The following is a 17149-nucleotide window of genomic DNA, read 5'->3' on the forward strand; positions in this document are numbered from 1 at the left end:
TTTTGGCTATTTTATTATCAAAGAATAATTAAACAGGTTTAACTTATTCTCATCGGTGAAGTGTTTTTTTGGGGGGGGAATATATTATTCAGAATTATGCTAAGTTATCGCTCCGCACCTTCCGCCGACACACTTCCCACCCAGGCCTGCGACATCACATCGCGCCAGACGTCACCCTGACGTTCAAAAAACGCGGCGGTCTCACGTAACAGCGCATCGGGCGTAAGGTGCGGCGACTGTAACAGCGCCAGCAGCCCTTCGTAGCCAGCGCAGGCGTGCCACTGGCACTGCGCCACGTAACCGATGTTCTGGTCCACGCGCATATGCTGAAAAAACGGCGCGTGGAGCGCGGCGGCGGCCGTGCGCTGCGAAGATGGCAGCGGCACAAACAGCAGCAGGGCGCTGTCGGGCCCGGCGGCGGGCAGCGTAAAGCGGCGCGGCGTGGGCAGCGGGCGCGGCGGCGCCGGGGTGACGAGCGGGAAGGGGAAATCGCTTAAGCGGCGCGCGAGGGCGTCGTGCAGGAGCGGGCCGCCGCCCTCAAGCGTCGCCTGCCACGCCTGCGTGCCCGGAACGTGCGTGGCCATCCGCAGTTCGCGGGGCAGCTGCGCCAGCAGGCGGCGCACCGCGATGGCCTGGCTCTCCTGCGCCTGCGCGCGCTGCGCCAGCCGTTCAGCTTCGGCGGTGTAGCGCTCATCCGGCTCCCACAGGTACGTCATCATCTCCGTAAGGATAGTGATAACCAGCGGCTCGCTGCCGGAAAGCGCGATGCGCCAGCGCCCGTCCGCCAGCCCCACCTGCAGCGCGCCGCCGTCGAGGCGCGCCCGGTCGCACAGCGGGCGCAGGCGTGAGAGGAGCTCCATGCCGCGACGCTCGCTGACGACGGTGCCCGGCGCGGGCGTAAGCGTCAGTGCAACCGTTTCAGCGCCGGGCTGCCACGCGAGCGGCGCGCAGTCGCCCGGCAGCGCCACGGCGAGTGCGGGTGGGAAGACCGGCGCGGGGGAAAATTCAGTGTTTACAGGCAGGGCGTCGTGCGTGGCCGGAAACGCCCCAAGCATCAACCTCAGCCCCTGTGTCTTGACCGGCGCGCCGTTGACGTCCGGAGCCAGCCATAGTCGCGTCGGGCGCTGCGCCCGGAGTGCTGCCAGCAGCGCAGGCAGCGCCTTTGCCTCCACCGGCGGCAGGCCGAACGCGTGGGCGCGCAGGGTGTCCATCGGTCCCAGCGCGGCGAAATCCTCATCGGCGAGCCGTCGCAGCGGCGACAGCGCGCCCTCCGGCAGCGCGGCGAGGGCGGCCAGCCAGCGGTGAAACAGCGCGTCCACGCGGGCCGGGTTTATCGTCTCGTCCGCGAGCGTGAAGGCGAGACGCAGCCAGAGCGTGGCGTCGTCCAGCGCGTCGGCCTCAAGCGTGGCGTCATCGGCGAGCGCCTGCTCGCGCAGCGCCGCCATCAGCCCGCCGGGCGCTTCGCTGTGAAGGGCATGCGCCAGCAGACGCAGAGCAGGGCGCACGTCAGCCGGCAGTAAAAAGCTCAGTTCCAGCTGCGCAAACCCTGGCTGGGCGAGCGCGCCCGAGCCGCCCGTGCGGGCGTTAATGGCCAGCGGCGCGGCCACGCCAGGCGGGATACGCGCGGCAGCCTCGCGGGCCAGCGTTTCGAGCTCATTCAGCGGCTGCGGGCCGCAGAGAAAGAGGTGCAGATTCGCGGCGTGATAGTGCTGCTCATGAAATGCGCTTAACGCCGCACGCAGCCGCGGGGCATCGTCGCCGAACGCCGCCTGATGACCGATGCGCAGGCGCGTCAGCCGCGCATCGCCCGCCGTTAAGGCCAGCAACGCCGCCTCGCGCCGGGTGGCGGCATCCTGCGCCAGCAGCCGGTACTCGGCGTCAATCACCGCTGTCTCCTGCATCAGCGCCCCGGGCGCCAGGCGCGGGGCGACCAGCATATCGGTAAGGCGCGAAAGCCCGGGCTTAAGCGCCTGCGCAGGCGCTTCGAAGAAAAATGCGGTCTGGCACAGCCGGGTGGAGGCGTTAAGCCGCCCACCCTGGTCTGGCACCCAGCGCATCAGGCGCTCGTCATCCGGGTAACCGTCGCTGCCGCGAAACAGCATATGCTCCAGCAGGTGCGCGAGCCCCGGCCAGGCGTCCGGCTCATGCAGGCTGCCGGCGTTCACGCGCCAGAGCGCCGCCGCCTGCGTGGCCTGCGGCTGGTGGATAAGCGTGAGCGTTACGCCGTTTTCGAGCCGGAGAGTGCGGGTCATTGCGGCGTTTTAAAGATGAGTTGCGAGTTAGCGCGGTTGCGAAAACGCAGGTCGCCAATGCCCATCTGCGTCTGGTTCGCGGCTTCGCGCGCGGCGAGGATCGTACCGTGGTGCGGCGATTTGCTGCACACCGGGTCGGCGTTGGCCGCATCGCCGGTCAGCATAAACGCCTGGCAGCGGCAGCCGCCGAAATCCTGCTCTTTTTCAGGACACGAGCGGCACGGCTCCGGCATCCAGTCGTTACCGCGGTAGCGGTTAAACCCGAACGACTCATACCAGATATGCGACAGCGACTGTTCCAGCACCGAGGGGAATTTCACCGGCAGCTGGCGCGCGCTGTGGCACGGCAGCGCGGTGCCTTCCGGCGTCACCGAGAGGAAAATCGCGCCCCAGCCGCCCATGCAGCCTTTCGGGCGCTCTTCGTAGTAATCGGGCGTCACAAACAGCAGGTTGGCGAGGTTGCCGGTGTCGGCCATCTTCTCGCGGTACTGTTTCACCACCGCCTCGGCGTGGGCGATCTGCTCGCGGGTCGGCAGCAGCCCTTCACGGTTGAGGTGCGCCCAGCCGTAAAACTGGCAGGTGGCAAGCTCCACGTCGTCCGCCTCCAGCTGAATGGCGAGCTCAATGATGCGGTCGATCTGGTCGATGTTATGGCGGTGCAGCACGAAGTTCAGCACCATCGGGTAGCCGAGCGCTTTCACCGCTTTCGCCATCGCGAGCTTCTGGTGAAACGCTTTCTCATTGCCCGCCAGCGCCGCGTTCAGCGTCTTGTCGCTCGCCTGGAAGCTTATCTGAATATGATCGAGCCCGGCATCGGCGAAAGTCTGGAGCTTTTTCTCGGTAAGCCCGATGCCGGAGGTGATGAGGTTGGTGTAAAAACCCATGCCGCGCGCGGCAGCGATAAGCTCCGGCAGATCTTTACGCACCAGCGGCTCGCCGCCTGAAAACCCGAGCTGCACCGCGCCCATCGCGCGCGCCTGGCGAAAGACGTCAATCCACTGCTCCGTCGTGAGCTCATTTTCCTGGGCGGCGAAGTCGAGCGGGTTCGAGCAATAGGGGCATTGCAGCGGGCAGCGGTAGGTCAGCTCCGCCAGCAGCCACAGCGGCGGATTCACGGGTTTCGCGTCACTCACGGAAAATCACCCACTTTTGTTGATACGCCAGGCCCAGAAAGCCCAGCACGTCGTCGGTGAGCGAGCCCGCCTCCGGGAAGCGCGCCTCCAGCGCGTCGATTATCGCGCCCGTGGTCTGCTGGCCGTCCACGAGTTGCAGAATGGCCGCCGCGCTCTCGTTCAGTTTCGCCATGCCCTCCGGGTAGAGGATCACATGCGTGTTCTGCGCCTCTTCCCATTGCAGGCGGTAACCGCGGCGAAAGTGCGGAATATGATGGCGTTCAGGCTGCATCAGACCAGTCTCCGTTTGTGCCACACCGGCTCGCGGGTGACGGTGTGATAAGGGGCTCTGTCCAGCATCCAGGCCATCGTCATGGCGTCGAGCATGCTCCAGAGGATGTCGAGCTTGAACTGTAAAATCTCCAGCATTCGCTGCTGGCGCTCCAGCGTATTGCAGTACTCCAGCGCAAGCGACAGCCCGTGTTCCACGTCGCGGCGCGCCTGGCTTAAGCGGCTGCGGAAATAGTCATAGCCTTGCGCGTCGATCCAGGTGTAGTGCTGCGGCCAGCTGTCGAGCCGCGCCTGATGGATCTGCGGGGCGAACAGCTCGGTGAGCGAACTGCACGCGGCTTCTTCCCAGCTGGCGCGGCGGGCGAAGTTAACATAGGCATCTACCGCGAAGCGCACGCCCGGCAGCACGCGCTCTTCGGAGAGCAGCGACTCGCGCGACAGCCCGACCGCCTCGCCAAGCCGCAGCCAGGCTTCAATGCCGCCTTCGCTGCCGTCATAGCCGTCGTGATCGAGAATGCGCTGCACCCACTGGCGGCGCACTTCCGGGTGCGGACAGTTCGCCATAATGGCGGCGTCCTTGATGGGAATGCTGGTCTGATAATAGAACCGGTTCGCCACCCAGCCCTGGATCTGCTCGCGGGTCGCCTCGCCGTTATGCATGGCGATGTGATAGGGGTGGTGAATATGATAGAACGCGCCTTTCGCGCGCAGCGCCGCCTCGAATTCGTCGGGCGTCAGCAGTCGTTGCTCGGTCATAAAGCCTCTTACAGCGCGATTACCATCCCGTCGTGGCTCACCTCGATGCCCTGCTGGTGCAGGAACTGGCGCTCCGCCGAGTCCTCGTTGAGGATCGGGTTGGTATTGTTAATATGAATAAGAATTTTGCGCTCCGCCGGCAGGCGCGCCAGCAGCGCCGCGAGCCCCTGTTCTTCCGAGAGCGCCAGGTGGCCCATCGCTTTGCCGGTGTTGTGGCCGACGCCGGTGGCGGCAAGCTCGTTGTCGCGCCACAGCGTGCCGTCAATCAGCAGTACATCGGCGCGTTCAAGCCATGGCAGAATGGTGTCGTCCGGCTCGCCGAGCCCCGGCGCATAGAGCAGGCTCTTGCCGCCTTCTTCTTCGATAAACAGCGCCACGTTATGGCCCGGCAGCGGGCGGCCGCGGTAGGGCGAATAGGGCGGCGCGTTGCTCAGGAGTGGAATGGCGGTGAACTGCACCGTCGGACAGACCCGCGTCTGAAAGCGTTCCAGCGGCGCGATGGCGTGATGAATCAGCCCACCGTTCCAGTGGGTGAGCATCGGGAAGACCGGAAAACCGGTGCTCAGATCCTCATGCACTTCCGGCGTGCACCAGACGTGGTGCGGGCAGCCTTCACGTAAATTGAGTAATCCCGCGCTGTGATCGATCTGGCTGTCGGTGAGAATAATCGCGCCGATGCCGGTGCCGCGCAGCACCTCGGGATTATGCAATTCGGGTGAGGCGAGAAGCTGGTGGCAAATGTCGGGCGAGACGTTGCACAGCACCCAGTTTTTACCGTCATCGCTCACGGCGATAGAGGACTGGGTACGGGCGGAGGTCTTTATCGTGCCATTACGCACGCCCTGGCAGTTGGCGCAGTTGCAGTTCCACTGAGGGAAACCGCCGCCCGCCGCCGAGCCGAGAACTTTGATCTGCATGTGTCGAACCGGAAAGGAAAAGAGAAAAGGTGCCCGCGATGCCGCGGGCACAGGCGATTAACGGTTGGAAATGTACAGCGTCACTTCCAGACCCAGGCGCAGGTCAACAAACGCAGGTTTAGTCCACGTGGTCATAGTCTTACTCCTCATAAAATGGGTGATTTTTCATCACCCTGGTGAAACCGATTACCGGCGCGCTTATGTTGCGTAAATGTGATCCAGATCGCAACTTAAATGCTTAGCCATTTATTGCGTTTCTCCAAAGGCGAGCCTGAGAACACGCAACCAGTTGCGCCAGGCGAGCTTTTCGAGCAGCGGCGCATCGAACCCGGCCACTGCCAGCGCCTCCATCAGACGCGGTAAACCGGTGACGTCGCCCATCGCATCCGGCAGGCTGATGCCGTCGAAATCCGATCCGAACGCCACCCGGTCTTCACCCAGTTTAGTAATCAGATACTCAACGTGCGTAACAATTTCAGATAAGGGCGTATCACCGTTGCGCTGCCCGTCGGCGCGCAGAAAGGCGGTGCCGAAGTTGACGCCCACCAGGCCGTCGCTCGCTTTAATAGCCGCCAGCTGCTCATCGGTAAGGTTGCGCGGCTGCGCGCAGAGCGCGTGGGCGTTGGAGTGCGTCGCCACCAGCGGCCCGCCGCCAATCGCCGCGGTATCGAAAAACGCCTTCTGGTTCATGTGCGAGACATCCACCAGCAGATGACGTTCGCGACAGGCGCGGATAAGCGCTTTACCCGCAGGCGTTAACCCGGTGCCGGTGTCCGGCGAGCCGGGGAACGGCCCGCTGACCCCTTCGCCAAACGCATTCGGCAGGTTCCAGAACGGCCCGATGCTGCGTACGCCCTGGGCTATCAGAGCGTCGAGTGGTTCGAGCTGCGCATTTATCGCCTGCGCGCCTTCGATATGCAGCACCAGCGCTACCACGCCGTCCGTGATGCACTGCTCGATATCCGCCACGCTCAGGCAGACGCGCATCTTCCCGTCGGACGCCTGCGCCATCTGCTGGAACAGCGCTATCTGCGCCTGGGTGATGGCGAGCGGATCGTGCATCGTTTCGGCATCCGCCAGCGGCAGGTTGCGCATCTGCGCGACATACTCCGGCGGCGGCACGAACACGGCAAACAGCCCGCCCGCAAAACCGCCCTGACGCATCCGCGGATAATCCAGATGACCGCCTTCAAGGCCGCTGAACACCGCGCCGACAGGCTCGCTTTCAGCGCGCAGCCACAGACGCAGCAGCAGATCGTTATGGCCGTCAAACACGGCTGAAAAAGAGGAGTGAAGGGCGTGCATCGGCGCTCCGGTGTAAACAAACGGTGAACGTATTGTGGCATGGGAAAGGGGGATGCGCTTAAACGTGGGTGCGGTTTGGTTGAGGCGTTGGGCTATGGGGCTGCTCTATTGTATTTTCAGAAGGTTTTTTGCAAACCGATTACTGCTTTCAATTATTTGGTATTGATTATGACAATATTAATTTGATTCCTCATGCTGAATACGTTTGAAGTATTTGAGACATTTTTGATATTTATAATTATTGCTTATTGTATATGTAAAGAGCATCCAGAGTACTGGCAATGTTTGTTTTTTTGTGACATTAGAAAGAGTTTTCTTATGAGACGATTTGATGACTTACAAGGGGTTGTATAATGTGCGCTTCACGAACCATTTAAAGAGGGAAATAATGCTATGGATGCGCTAATAAGGCCTTTAACTATTTTCACAACTAAAAAACCTTTTAACGATCGGAACGCTGACGACATGCAGTGCGGCGATTTTGATGAACAAACGCTAAAAAAACGGTTTAAACTATATCAAGTGTCTCCTTTCATTGATTACTGTACTTATCGTTCGCCTTATGATCACCCTGACCTGCCCCCAGTATTAGATACAACCGTCAGTTAGTAATGTCGGTTTGTTTATCTTCATATTTTTCATTTCGCCACCGTGCTGCAAACTCTGATGGCGTCTGATAATTCAGTGCCGAATGTGGACGACACTCGTTATAATCCTGCCGCCAGTCATTAATGATTTTCCTGGCGTGAACGATATCGCTGAACCAGTGCTCATTCAGACATTCATCGCGAAATCGTCCGTTAAAGCTCTCAATAAATCCGTTCTGCGTTGGCTTGCCCGGCTGGATTAAGCGCAACTCAACACCATGCTCAAAGGCCCATTGATCCAGTACGCGGCAGGTAAACTCCGGCCCCTGGTCAGTTCTTATTGTCGCCGGATAGCCTCGAAACAGTGCAATGCTGTCCAGTATACGCGTGACCTGAACGCCTGAAATCCCGAATGCTGTGGTAATTGTCAGGCACTCCTTCGTGAAGTCGTCCACACAGGTCAGGCACTTTATCCTGCGACCGGTGGCCAGTGCGTCCATGACGAAATCCATCGACCAGGTCAGGTTGGGCGCTTCCGGGCGGAGCAGCGGCAGACGTTCCGTTGCCAGTCCTTTACGACGTCGTCTGCGTTTTACGCCCAGCCCGCTGAGATGATAAAGACGGTACACGCGCTTGTGATTAACCTGAAGGCCTTCACGGCGCAGTAATTGCCAGATGCGGCGGTAGCCAAAACGCCTGCGCTCCAGTGCCAGCTCAATAATGCGCTCTGATAAATGCGCATCAACCGCCGGACGCTGAGCCTCGTAGCGGCAGGTCGACAGAGACAAACCTGTAAGCCTGCAGGCTCGACGTTGCGACAGACCGGTTGCATCACACATAAACTCAACGGCTTCCCGCTTCTGGCCTGTCGTCAGTACTTTCGCCCCAGAGCCACCTGAAGCGCCTCCTTATCCAGCATGGCTTCGGCAAGCAGCTTCTTGAGTCTGGCGTTCTCTTCCTCAAGCGACTTCAGGCGCTTAACCTCGGGCACCTCCATACCGCCATACTTCTTGCGCCAGGTGTAAAAGGTGGCGTCGGAAATGGCGTGCTTACGGCAGAGCTCACGGGCAGAAACCCCGGCTTCAGCCTCGCGGAGGATACTGATGATCTGTTCGTCGGAAAAACGCTTCTTCATGGGGATGTCCTCATGTGGCTTATGAAGACATTACTAACATCGCGGTGTATTAATCAACGGGGAGCAGGTCAACCCTGCTTTGCGTCGACTTCCGCCGTATACAAAAGAGAGAGTAGTTGAAATGCTTTTTGCTGACTTCAAAACTCAGTCACGAACTTTCTCCTTCATGGGGACCTATAAAGGTCTTATCGTTAAGTTGATAGATCATATGCATTATAAGGATGGTAAGGATTACTATGATTTAAAGATGAACCAGGCTTATAAGGAAACTATCCTTAATGATAAGTCTGATGATAGTGTGTTGAATGTTATAAAAGAAGTTCTTGATGGTTTCGACTATAAAAAAAGCGTGCTAACGCCTCAGGTTTTTAGTGAGTATATCCGACGGGCGCGCTTGCCAAAGTTTGTTGGTTGGCAGTCCTGTATCAATGGAATGGGTGTGTCAGTACATGATATTAATAGTACGGAAGTGAGTGTTGAGTCACTATTCTTTGATTCTGGTAAATATACTGCCGTTATTCGTTTTAAAGCACAGGACCATTTTGGCCTTGATGTGGATGATATTAATAAACCGCAATTTAGTGCTTTTACCTTCTTCAGAATTTGGTTTGTATTACAACGTTTCAATCGGTTTGCTTTTAAACCGTTTTTCACTAATTTTGAAGCGAAAGTGACATTAACGGGTAAGTGTAATGTTTAAAAAAGCGATTTTTACCGCATTGTTTTTTTGCTTTGCATGGCTGGTTTGGCGTTTGATTGCGCCCACGAAAGTTATTAGGGTTGATGGCAGTGCTGTATATGTTGAAAATCTACCAGTGACCAGTAAAGGTAAAATAAAATGGTGGAAGGAAAATCAAAATCGCCTTCAGGAACAGTATGGTGTTATTAAAAATAAAGAGAATTTTTATGTAATAATAATGAACTTTGACGGCTATGAAAGTTTGCCAACTGGCAGTAATGATGGCTCTGTTGACGATTACCATTGCTTTGATGATATAAAAAGAAAAGAACGTTGTATTTATAATGATATTGCTTTGATGATTCATGGCAATGTCAATAAAAAGGTTTTTTACGGTGTTGACAGGAATATGTACATAGAAACGCCCGATGGTAAGCTGACGCTGCGGGAGGAATAATAGGGTGATGGCCTCTGTGCACAGAGTGTGCAGAGGTATTACCTGAATGCGGATTATTTGCTAAATTTCACATACGGGGGCACATATTTCACAAACCAGTAAACAACGTGCACCAGCCACATAAAGGTCAATGGGCCGGCATACTCAGGAACAATAAAATCAAAAATAACGGCGCCGAGCACAATAAATAAAATGGCGACGTAATGTAAGTACGGCTCAACGAAAAAGAAAATAATTTTTCTCAGCACTGCACTTTTCCTTATTTATCTCTCGTTCCGCGCTTCGGTTATTCTACACGCCACCGGCGCATTCCGCTTCCCTGTACTACCCTTTATTTTTCACCTGTTGAAGGAGGCACGATGGCAGAGTCACATCTGATTGATACCCTGGAATTTGGGCCGGAAAACGCGCCTGAGTGTAAATATGAAATTTACGGCGAGGACGACAAACAGCCGCAGTACGCCACGCGGTTTGTGCGCGACGACAGCGGCGAATGGCAGCCGCAGCAGGATGAGATCCGCTTCGCCGCGCAGCAGGAGCAGCAGGCCGCCAGCAGCACGATGGATTACGGCTACAGCGACGGCGCGCCGGAACTGCGTGACTTACTGGCCGAAGCGAAGGAACACTGCGAACGCGACTGGCAATCGCGCAAGTAAGGCTTGCCCCGCTGCGCTGGCAGCGGGAACCCTTTCTGACAATAACGCGGCCTCGCGACACCACCGCGCCCGTTCTCCCGTCTCTACTTTTTCCGCTTCGCGTATTTCCCTGCGATTGTCCTTATTTCATCACGGGTTATCCCTGTTGACGGCCGCAGAGTTCACGCACGCGACGCTCAGAATACGCCGGGCGGTAAAGCGCTCATGTTGACTTAATTTGTATAAAGCGTATTTTTCAGGACATGAAAACGATTCTGATCATCGCCCCGGAAGGGGGCATGCTGCTTGAAGCGACCGGCATCGCGGATATCTTTACCCGCGCCAATCAGCTGCGGCCCGCGTCCGCGCCTGAGCCGCATTACCAGGTGACGCTCGCCACCACGCAGCCGCACCACGTCATTCACGGCGCCTCCGGCTTTAAGCTGCTGGCGGAGCATCGCCTGTGCGATCTCGCGCCGCAAACGCCGTTCGACACGATCATGGTGACTGGCCGCGGTCTCACGGAAGAGGAGGGCGATCAGGTGGCGCAATGGCTCGCGCAGGCGGCCCCGTATGCCCGACGCGTGGTCTCGGTGTGCGGCGGGGCGCTGCTGCTGGCGCAGGCCGGTCTGCTGGACGGGCGACGGGCCACGACCCACTGGCGGATGCTCGATACGCTCGCCGCGCGCTTCCCGGCGGTGACCGTGGAGCGCGGGCCTATCTATGTGCAGGATGGCGACATCTGGACCTCCGCCGGTGTCACGTCGGGCTTTGATCTGACCCTTGCGCTGCTGGAGGAAGACGGTGGGTTTGAACTGGCGCGCAACGTCGCGCAGGAGCTGGTGATGTACCTGCGCCGCCCCGGCGGGCAGTCGCAGTTCAGCCGCTACTTGCTGACGCAGGCGAAAACGCCCGGCCCGATCCGCGACCTTCAGGGGTGGATCCTCGAAAACCTGGCGCACGACCTCAGCGTCGAGCGGCTGGCGGAGCACGTGGCGATGAGTCCGCGCAATTTCACCCGCGTCTTTACCCGTGAAACCGGCGTGTCGCCCGCGCGCTATGTCGAAGAGGCGCGCCTTGACGCCGCCCGCCAGCGGCTGGAGCAGGGGAGCGAAAGCGTTGAGCAGGTCGCCACCCTGTGCGGCTTCGGCAACGGCATTAACCTGCGGCGCGTCTTTGAGCGCAATCTGCATCTTACCCCGTCTGAATACCGCGAACGCTTCTGCGCCCGCGTTCTGGCGTAAAGTGATCTAATCTCGTCATTTACGCCATCTCTCCTCTGTTACACACTCTCTACAGAACGTTAACAGAGGAGCTTTATCATGGTTAAGGTTGGCATTAACGGGTTTGGCCGTATCGGCCGCAACGTATTACGCGCCGCGCTGGGCAATGAGGCGTTTCAGGTGGTGGCGATTAACGATCTCACCGACAGCAAAACCCTGGCGCATCTGCTCAAACATGACTCCCTGCTCGGCACGCTGCCTGCGACCGTAGAGGCGGGCGAGGGCGAACTTAAGCTCGACGGGCGCGCCATTCGCGTCTTCTCCGAGCGCGACCCCGGCAATATTCCGTGGAGCAGCGTGGGCGTAGAGATTGTCATCGAAGCCACCGGTTTCTTCACCGATAAAGCGCAGGCCGAAGCGCACATCACGAAAGGCGGCGCGAAGCGTGTCATCATCTCGGCACCGGCCAAAAACGACGACCTGACCATCGTGATGGGCGTTAACCATGAGCAGTACGATCCGGCGCAACACCGCGTGGTCAGCAACGGCAGCTGCACCACCAACGGCCTCGCGCCTGCCGCCCAGGTGCTGCATCAGCAGTTTGGCATCCGTCACGGCCTGATGAACACGACGCATGCTTACACCAACAGCCAGGCGCTCCACGATCAGCCCGAGAAAGACCTGCGCGGCGCCCGCGCGGCGGCGCTCTCCATCGTGCCTTATTCCAGCGGCGCGGCGAAGGCGATCGGCAAAGTGATCCCGGAACTGGATGGTCGCATGACGGGCTACTCTTTGCGGGTGCCGGTGCCGGTCGTCTCGATTGTCGATCTCACCGTCACGCTTGAGCGTGATGTCACCGTGGAAGCGGTCAACGCCGCGTTCCTGAACGCATCCCAGGACGGGCCGCTAAAAGGCATTCTCGGCTACAGCGACGAGCCGCTGGTCTCCAGCGACTACCGAGGCGATCCGCGCTCGTCCATTATCGACGGTCTCTCGACGCTGGTGATTGGCGGCAATATGGTCAAAATCCTCGCTTGGTATGATAACGAATGGGGCTTCTCCAACCGGCTGGTGGATCTGGCGCTGTTCATGGCGCGCCGTGGGCTGTAACGCATTGCTGCTGAAAAAGGATGGCTGATGCCATCCTCTTTTTATGCGCGCGGCGCGTCCGGGATGCGGGCGATCACCTTGATTTCAAAATCAAACCCCGCAAGCCAGGTGACGCCGACGGCGGTCCAGTTCGGGAATGGCGGCTGCGGGAAAATAGCCTGCTTGACCGCCATAATCGTCGGGAACTGGTTTTGCGGATCGGTATGAAAAGTGGTGACATCCACCAGATCGTCAAACGTACAGCCCGCGGCGGCGAGCGTCGCGCGCAGGTTCTCAAAGGCGAGGCGCACCTGGGCGTCGAAATCCGGCTCAGGCGTGCCGTCGGCGCGGCTGCCGACCTGCCCTGAGACAAACAGCAGGTCGCCGGAACGAATAGCGGCGGAGTAGCCGTGTTCTTCATAGAGCGCATGGCGGTGAGCGGGGAAAACAGGTTCACGGGCAATCATAGCGGTTCCTCTTATCGGTCAGGCGCAAGGCGGATGCAACGCGCCGGTTATTGATTTAATATACGTGGCGTATGTGAATAATAATCATACATACGCCGCGTATGTCAATTGAAATACGATCCGTATGTGAAATGGAGGAGTTATGGCTGCAAGACGCCGCATCGACACGATGGAAGAAAACCGCGCGAAGCTCATTGCGGCGGCGCGTAAGGGGTTTGCCGAAAAAGGCTTTGCCGCCGCCTCAATGGATGAACTCACCGCGAGCGTCGGCCTGACGCGCGGCGCGCTGTATCATAATTTCGGCGATAAAAAAGGGCTGCTCGCCGCCGTGGTGGCGCAGGTGGATGGCGAGATGGCGCAGCGCGCGAAGGCCGCTGCCGCGAACGCCGGCGATGACTGGGCGACGCTGCTTGCCGAAGGCGTGGCGTATATCCGGATGGCGCTGGATGAAGAAGTGCGGCGCATCGTGCTGCTGGACGGCCCGGCGTTTCTCGGCGATCCGGCGCAGTGGCCAAGCCAGAACAGCTGCCTTGATGCCACGCGCCAGACGGTTATCCGTATGATGGAGAGCGGGGTTATCAAACCGGTCGATCCCGACGCCGCCGCGCGGCTGCTGAACGGCGCGGCGCTCAATGCCGCGCTGTGGGTGGCGGCAAGCCCCGATCCGCAGCAGGCGCTGCCGAAGATGATCGACGCCTTTACGCTGCTGGCAGGCGGTCTGCGCGCCTGAGTGGGCTGCGTTTATGCGAAAAAAGGATGGCTTGGGCCATCCTTTTTTGTCAGCGAAATCGAAAAAATTGATAAGTCGCGACGGGTTTCTTTCAGTCCAGACGTCACAGCGAGGATTGACGGTATAAAACAGGCTGACAATGACAGAAGCGAAAGCCCACCAGAGCATACAGTTGTTATTATGATTTTTAGTAAGCATCGGGGAATAACAATGGCACTGACCGGACCCCTTTATACCCCGTTCCCCTTAAACGAAGCCGTTTTAATTTCAGGGTTAGCGGGCAGCTAAAAAACCATCCTTTTTGCGTTCTGCGCATCCCGGTCCAGACTAAAAGCGGGGCTGCGCCGTCCTGCAAGCCTGTGGCGGTGCGGCAATCTGCTGATTAAAGGGGGCCGGTATGTCTGAAGAGCGAATGATCAACACCACCATCGTCATCACCGGGGCGTCGAGCGGTTTTGGGCGTGGCGCGGCGTTAGCGCTGGCGAAACGCGGCGCGAATGTGGTGCTGGCGGCGCGACGGGGTGAGGCGCTGGAGGCGCTGGCGCAGGAGATCAACGCCGGTGGCGGCCACGCGCTGGCGGTGGAGACGGACGTCAGCCAGCCTGATCAGGTGGAGCGTCTGGCGCAGGCGGCGATCGCGCGCTTCGGGCCGATTAACGTCTGGATCAATAACGTCGGCATTGGGGCGCTCGGCTGGTTCTGGGAGATCCCGTTGGCCGATCACGAACGTCTGGTGGATGTAAACCTCAAAGGCGTCATCTACGGCGCGCACGTAGCGGTAAAACATTTCATTGCCCAGGGCTTCGGCGTGCTGATCAACACCGGCTCCGTGGACAGCGAAGTGCCGCTCGCGTTTCAGTCGAGCTACGCCGCCACCAAAGCGGCGGTCCTGAGCCTCGGGCGCACTATCAACGAAGAGCTGCGGCTCAATGACTATAACGACATCAAAGTGGCGACCATCATGCCGTGGGCGGTGGATACGCCGTGGTGGACCCACGCCGCCAACTATACCGGCCACGCGCCGCGCATGGCCGCGATGGACTCGCCGGAGAAAGTGATCGACGCGATGGTCAAAGCCTGCTTCAAACCGGAAGAGGAGATCCCGGTGGGCTGGAAGGCGCGCTCGTCTAACCTGTCGCACCATCTGTTCCCGGACATGACCGAGAAACTCTCGGCGAAGGTGATAAGCCGCTCGGTGGAAAAAGCGCAACCGCTGGCGCCAACGACCGGTGCGATTTATCAGCCGATGGCCGACACGACGACCATCGACGGCGGCATTCGGGCGCGCATGAAGGAAGAGGATAAAGACCGCTAAAGGTGAAACCCGCCGGGAGGCCCGGCGGGTGCGGCTTAAAAATCGTAGCTCATGGAGAGTTTCAGCGTGCGCGGTTTGCCCTGATAGAGGTAAATGCCGCTGCTTTCCACGGTCGACCAGTATTTCTCATTGGTGACGTTATCGATGCCCGCGCGCCACGTCACGGTATTCTGCTGATCGTTAAGCGTCATGCGGTAACGCACGCCGAGATCGAGCGTGGTGAAGTCGTCCAGCTTGCGGGTGTTGGCGGCGTTAACGTACTGCTCGCCGGTGTGGTTCACCCAGGCGCTGGCGGTCAGCCCCTCGACCGGCGCGATATCCACCTCGCCGCCCACGCGCATCGCGAAGCGCGGCACGCCGACGGCGTCGTGACCGTCATTCGCGCCGTCTTTGGTGCGGGTCATTTGCGGGTCAATCCAGGTGGCGCTGGCGTTCAGGCGCAGCCCCAGCACCGGCTCGCCGAAGAGGTTCAGCTCCACGCCGCGGTTGCGCTGCTCGCCGCTGAGCGCGTAGATATTGGTGACGCTGTCCTGGGTGGCGACGGGCTTTTTGATTTCAAAGGCGGTCAGCGTGCCGCCGAGCCGCCCGAAGTCAATTTTCACGCCTGCTTCATTCTGCTTTGAATGCAAAATGCCGGTGCTCTCCCCGTAGTTGGCGGCGGTAGCCGGCGCGCTGCCGCCAGGCTCCAGCGATTCGGTATGGTTGGCGTAAAGCGATACCTGTTCGGTCGGCTTGTAAACGATGCCGTAAGTCGGCATCCAGCGGCTGTCGTTAAAGCGCGAATCGAGAGTTTCATCGCCCGTTTTGGCGCTGTATTTGCGCACCACCACTTTCTGATGGCGCGCGGCGACCGTCAGCAGTACCCGGTCATCCAGCACGCCGAGCGTATCGCTCAGCAGCCAGCCCTGGGTGCGCGAGCGGCCGGTGGTCGGCGGCGAGCCGTAGTTGCCGCTGGCGCTGGCGTTGGGCGGGCGGCCCACGTCGCGCGGATCGTAAATATTGACGGTTTTGGTGGTTTTCGCCATGCGCCAGGCCGTGGCGTCGCGGCGCGCGATGGCCGAATACCCCAGGTTCACCTGATGCGAAATAAACCCGGTGTCAAAGCGCCCGCGCACGCCGCCCATCCCGCTGGCATTATCGATAATTCGGTTGGTATCCATGCGACCCATCGTGGCGTCGCCGTCGGCGTTAATCAGCCGCGGTGTGGCGTACAGCCCTTTCTCATGGCTGTGCTGGCCGCCGAAGCCGCCATAGAGCGTCCAGTCGTCGGCGAGCGCATACTCAGCGCGCGCCATGCCGAACTGGCTTTCGAGATCGCTGTAAACCCAGTCCTGGCTGTAATTCTGCGTTGCTTTCGGCACGGCCGGAATGAAATCGACATTGCGAACATCCACCCCGATTCGCCCGCCGTGGAAGCCCTGTTTCTGATAACCCAGATCGAGCGAGGTTTTGAGGCGATCGCCTTTATAATCCAGGCCGACGGAAGCAAAGGTAGTGCGGCGCTTTTCATTATCCACCGCCGTCTCGCCTTCGCGCTGCACCAGGTTTACGCGCACGCCGAACTGGTCCGTCTCGCCGAAACGCCGTCCGGCATCCAGCGTGACGCCCGCCTGACGTGCTGAGGTGTAATCGACGCCAAGCCGGGTGAGCGGCAGGGCGTCGGCATGTTTCGGCTCAAGGTTGATAACGCCGCCCACGCCGGTGGTGGACGCGCCGTTGACCAGCGCGTTGGCGCCTTTGAAGATCTCGACGCGGTCAACCATCGCCATCTCCACCACCTGACGCGGCATCACGCCGCCAAGACCGCTGAAGGTCATGTCGTCGCCTTCCAGCGCAAAGCCGCGAATGCGGTAGGTCTCCTGGAAGTTGCCGTAGCCCTGCACGTTCTGCACGCCCGCATCGTTACGCACCACGTCAGCGACGGTGCGCGCCTGCTGATCTTCCACGAGCTTTGAGGTAAAGCTGATGACGTTAAACGGCACGTCCATCGCGCGCTGCTCGCCGAGCATCCCGAGCCGCCCGCCGTGCGCCACCTGACCATCCAGATAGGCGGGTGGCGGCGTGTCGCCGCCCGGCGTAAACGCCTCGCGGGCGGCCTGCACCACGATAGTCTCTTCCGCGTGCGCGTAAGACGCGGCGCAGCCCACGGCCATCGCCAGCAGCGTCTGGCGTAACGTTACGTGTTTCATCCCCGAGGTT

General features: G+C 59.6%; 18 protein-coding genes. 8 read left to right on the forward strand and 10 right to left on the reverse strand.

From position 1 onward, the window contains the following. Positions 1-104 precede the first annotated feature (104 nt). The 7 genes from pqqF to AFK67_RS04400 form a co-directional block, all read right to left on the reverse strand. The gene (gene pqqF, locus AFK67_RS04375; protein WP_038884157.1) at positions 105-2252 is read right to left on the reverse strand and encodes a pyrroloquinoline quinone biosynthesis protein PqqF; all 2148 of its coding nucleotides are present in this window, start codon (positions 2250-2252) and stop codon (positions 105-107) included. Next, positions 2249-3385, reverse strand: coding sequence for a pyrroloquinoline quinone biosynthesis protein PqqE (gene pqqE / locus AFK67_RS04380; RefSeq protein WP_032967672.1), 1137 nt, complete (start codon positions 3383-3385; stop codon positions 2249-2251). Before pqqE ends, pqqF begins: the two co-directional genes overlap by 4 nt. Continuing rightward, positions 3378-3656, reverse strand: coding sequence for a pyrroloquinoline quinone biosynthesis peptide chaperone PqqD (gene pqqD, locus AFK67_RS04385; RefSeq protein ID WP_007733523.1), 279 nt, complete (start codon positions 3654-3656; stop codon positions 3378-3380). Before pqqD ends, pqqE begins: the two co-directional genes overlap by 8 nt. Then, complete coding sequence (gene pqqC / locus AFK67_RS04390) at positions 3656-4411, reverse strand: pyrroloquinoline-quinone synthase PqqC (protein WP_007733524.1); 756 nt, start codon at positions 4409-4411, stop codon at positions 3656-3658. Before pqqC ends, pqqD begins: the two co-directional genes overlap by 1 nt. Positions 4412-4419: 8 nt before the next feature. Further along, positions 4420-5328, reverse strand: coding sequence for a pyrroloquinoline quinone biosynthesis protein PqqB (gene pqqB, locus AFK67_RS04395; RefSeq protein ID WP_038884154.1), 909 nt, complete (start codon positions 5326-5328; stop codon positions 4420-4422). A 57-nt stretch (positions 5329-5385) separates the two neighbouring features. After that, entirely contained in the window at positions 5386-5463 is a 78-nt protein-coding gene (gene pqqA / locus AFK67_RS21530) for a pyrroloquinoline quinone precursor peptide PqqA (protein WP_071601127.1), read from the reverse strand. Positions 5464-5574: 111 nt separating this feature from the next. Further along, positions 5575-6633 carry a dipeptidase gene (locus AFK67_RS04400; RefSeq protein ID WP_007733527.1) on the reverse strand — a complete coding sequence of 353 codons (1059 nt, stop codon included), beginning with the start codon at positions 6631-6633 and terminating at the stop codon, positions 5575-5577. A gap of 393 nt (positions 6634-7026) precedes the next feature. On the opposite strand from AFK67_RS04400, the gene AFK67_RS23345 reads away from it, so the two are divergent. Further along, positions 7027-7242, forward strand: a complete 216-nt coding sequence (locus AFK67_RS23345) for a DUF3289 family protein (protein ID WP_071882610.1) — start codon at positions 7027-7029, stop codon at positions 7240-7242. On the opposite strand, the gene AFK67_RS04405 is transcribed toward AFK67_RS23345, so the two are convergent. After that, a protein-coding gene (locus AFK67_RS04405; protein WP_085958808.1) for an IS3 family transposase occupies positions 7235-8355 on the reverse strand; the annotation gives its coding sequence in 2 pieces (ribosomal slippage) (positions 7235-8097 and positions 8097-8355; 1122 coding nt in all). The genes AFK67_RS23345 and AFK67_RS04405 overlap by 8 nt on opposite strands. Before the next feature lie 79 nt (positions 8356-8434). On the opposite strand from AFK67_RS04405, the gene AFK67_RS04415 reads away from it, so the two are divergent. From AFK67_RS04415 to gap, 5 genes are all read left to right on the forward strand, one after another. Beyond that, complete coding sequence (locus AFK67_RS04415) at positions 8435-9055, forward strand: YPO3983 family protein (protein ID WP_071602757.1); 621 nt, start codon at positions 8435-8437, stop codon at positions 9053-9055. Further along, on the forward strand, positions 9048-9491 hold the full coding sequence (locus AFK67_RS04420) for a DUF943 family protein (protein WP_032967108.1): 444 nt from the start codon (positions 9048-9050) through the stop codon (positions 9489-9491). Before AFK67_RS04415 ends, AFK67_RS04420 begins: the two co-directional genes overlap by 8 nt. A gap of 359 nt (positions 9492-9850) precedes the next feature. Beyond that, on the forward strand, positions 9851-10147 hold the full coding sequence (locus AFK67_RS04430) for a hypothetical protein (protein WP_007720601.1): 297 nt from the start codon (positions 9851-9853) through the stop codon (positions 10145-10147). A gap of 242 nt (positions 10148-10389) precedes the next feature. After that, complete coding sequence (locus AFK67_RS04435; RefSeq protein WP_007720598.1) at positions 10390-11370, forward strand: GlxA family transcriptional regulator; 981 nt, start codon at positions 10390-10392, stop codon at positions 11368-11370. Positions 11371-11448: 78 nt separating this feature from the next. After that, positions 11449-12459: a type I glyceraldehyde-3-phosphate dehydrogenase gene (gap, locus tag AFK67_RS04440; RefSeq protein WP_007720594.1), complete on the forward strand. Its 1011-nt coding sequence runs from the start codon at positions 11449-11451 to the stop codon at positions 12457-12459. A 41-nt stretch (positions 12460-12500) separates the two neighbouring features. On the opposite strand, the gene AFK67_RS04445 is transcribed toward gap, so the two are convergent. Then, positions 12501-12905, reverse strand: a complete 405-nt coding sequence (locus AFK67_RS04445) for a RidA family protein (protein WP_038884116.1) — start codon at positions 12903-12905, stop codon at positions 12501-12503. Positions 12906-13047: 142 nt separating this feature from the next. Between AFK67_RS04445 and AFK67_RS04450 the strand changes: the two genes are divergently transcribed. Together AFK67_RS04450 and AFK67_RS04455 are read left to right on the forward strand one after the other, a co-directional pair. Next, positions 13048-13635: a TetR/AcrR family transcriptional regulator gene (locus tag AFK67_RS04450; RefSeq protein ID WP_007720589.1), complete on the forward strand. Its 588-nt coding sequence runs from the start codon at positions 13048-13050 to the stop codon at positions 13633-13635. 397 nt (positions 13636-14032) lie between these two features. Then, entirely contained in the window at positions 14033-14950 is a 918-nt protein-coding gene (locus AFK67_RS04455) for an SDR family NAD(P)-dependent oxidoreductase (protein WP_007720580.1), read from the forward strand. Between the two features lie 35 nt (positions 14951-14985). Here the strand turns inward: AFK67_RS04455 and AFK67_RS04460 are convergent, their stop codons facing one another. Then, positions 14986-17139, reverse strand: a complete 2154-nt coding sequence (locus AFK67_RS04460) for a TonB-dependent receptor (RefSeq protein ID WP_007720577.1) — start codon at positions 17137-17139, stop codon at positions 14986-14988. Positions 17140-17149: the final 10 nt, after the last annotated feature.

The organism is Cronobacter dublinensis subsp. dublinensis LMG 23823 (genome assembly GCF_001277235.1).
Taxonomy (GTDB): Bacteria; Pseudomonadota; Gammaproteobacteria; order Enterobacterales; family Enterobacteriaceae; genus Cronobacter; species Cronobacter dublinensis.

Coding starts and splice junctions, on each gene's coding strand:
- pqqF (WP_038884157.1), bottom strand. CDS start 2,252: ATGACCCGCACTCTCCGGCTCGAAAACGGCGTAACGCTCACGCTTATC.
- pqqD (WP_007733523.1), bottom strand. CDS start 3,656: ATGCAGCCTGAACGCCATCATATTCCGCACTTTCGCCGCGGTTACCGC.
- pqqC (WP_007733524.1), bottom strand. CDS start 4,411: ATGACCGAGCAACGACTGCTGACGCCCGACGAATTCGAGGCGGCGCTG.
- pqqB (WP_038884154.1), bottom strand. CDS start 5,328: ATGCAGATCAAAGTTCTCGGCTCGGCGGCGGGCGGCGGTTTCCCTCAG.
- pqqA (WP_071601127.1), bottom strand. CDS start 5,463: ATGACCACGTGGACTAAACCTGCGTTTGTTGACCTGCGCCTGGGTCTG.
- AFK67_RS04400 (WP_007733527.1), bottom strand. CDS start 6,633: ATGCACGCCCTTCACTCCTCTTTTTCAGCCGTGTTTGACGGCCATAAC.
- AFK67_RS23345 (WP_071882610.1), top strand. CDS start 7,027: ATGGATGCGCTAATAAGGCCTTTAACTATTTTCACAACTAAAAAACCT.
- AFK67_RS04420 (WP_032967108.1), top strand. CDS start 9,048: ATGTTTAAAAAAGCGATTTTTACCGCATTGTTTTTTTGCTTTGCATGG.
- AFK67_RS04430 (WP_007720601.1), top strand. CDS start 9,851: ATGGCAGAGTCACATCTGATTGATACCCTGGAATTTGGGCCGGAAAAC.
- AFK67_RS04435 (WP_007720598.1), top strand. CDS start 10,390: ATGAAAACGATTCTGATCATCGCCCCGGAAGGGGGCATGCTGCTTGAA.
- gap (WP_007720594.1), top strand. CDS start 11,449: ATGGTTAAGGTTGGCATTAACGGGTTTGGCCGTATCGGCCGCAACGTA.
- AFK67_RS04445 (WP_038884116.1), bottom strand. CDS start 12,905: ATGATTGCCCGTGAACCTGTTTTCCCCGCTCACCGCCATGCGCTCTAT.
- AFK67_RS04450 (WP_007720589.1), top strand. CDS start 13,048: ATGGCTGCAAGACGCCGCATCGACACGATGGAAGAAAACCGCGCGAAG.
- AFK67_RS04455 (WP_007720580.1), top strand. CDS start 14,033: ATGTCTGAAGAGCGAATGATCAACACCACCATCGTCATCACCGGGGCG.
- AFK67_RS04460 (WP_007720577.1), bottom strand. CDS start 17,139: ATGAAACACGTAACGTTACGCCAGACGCTGCTGGCGATGGCCGTGGGC.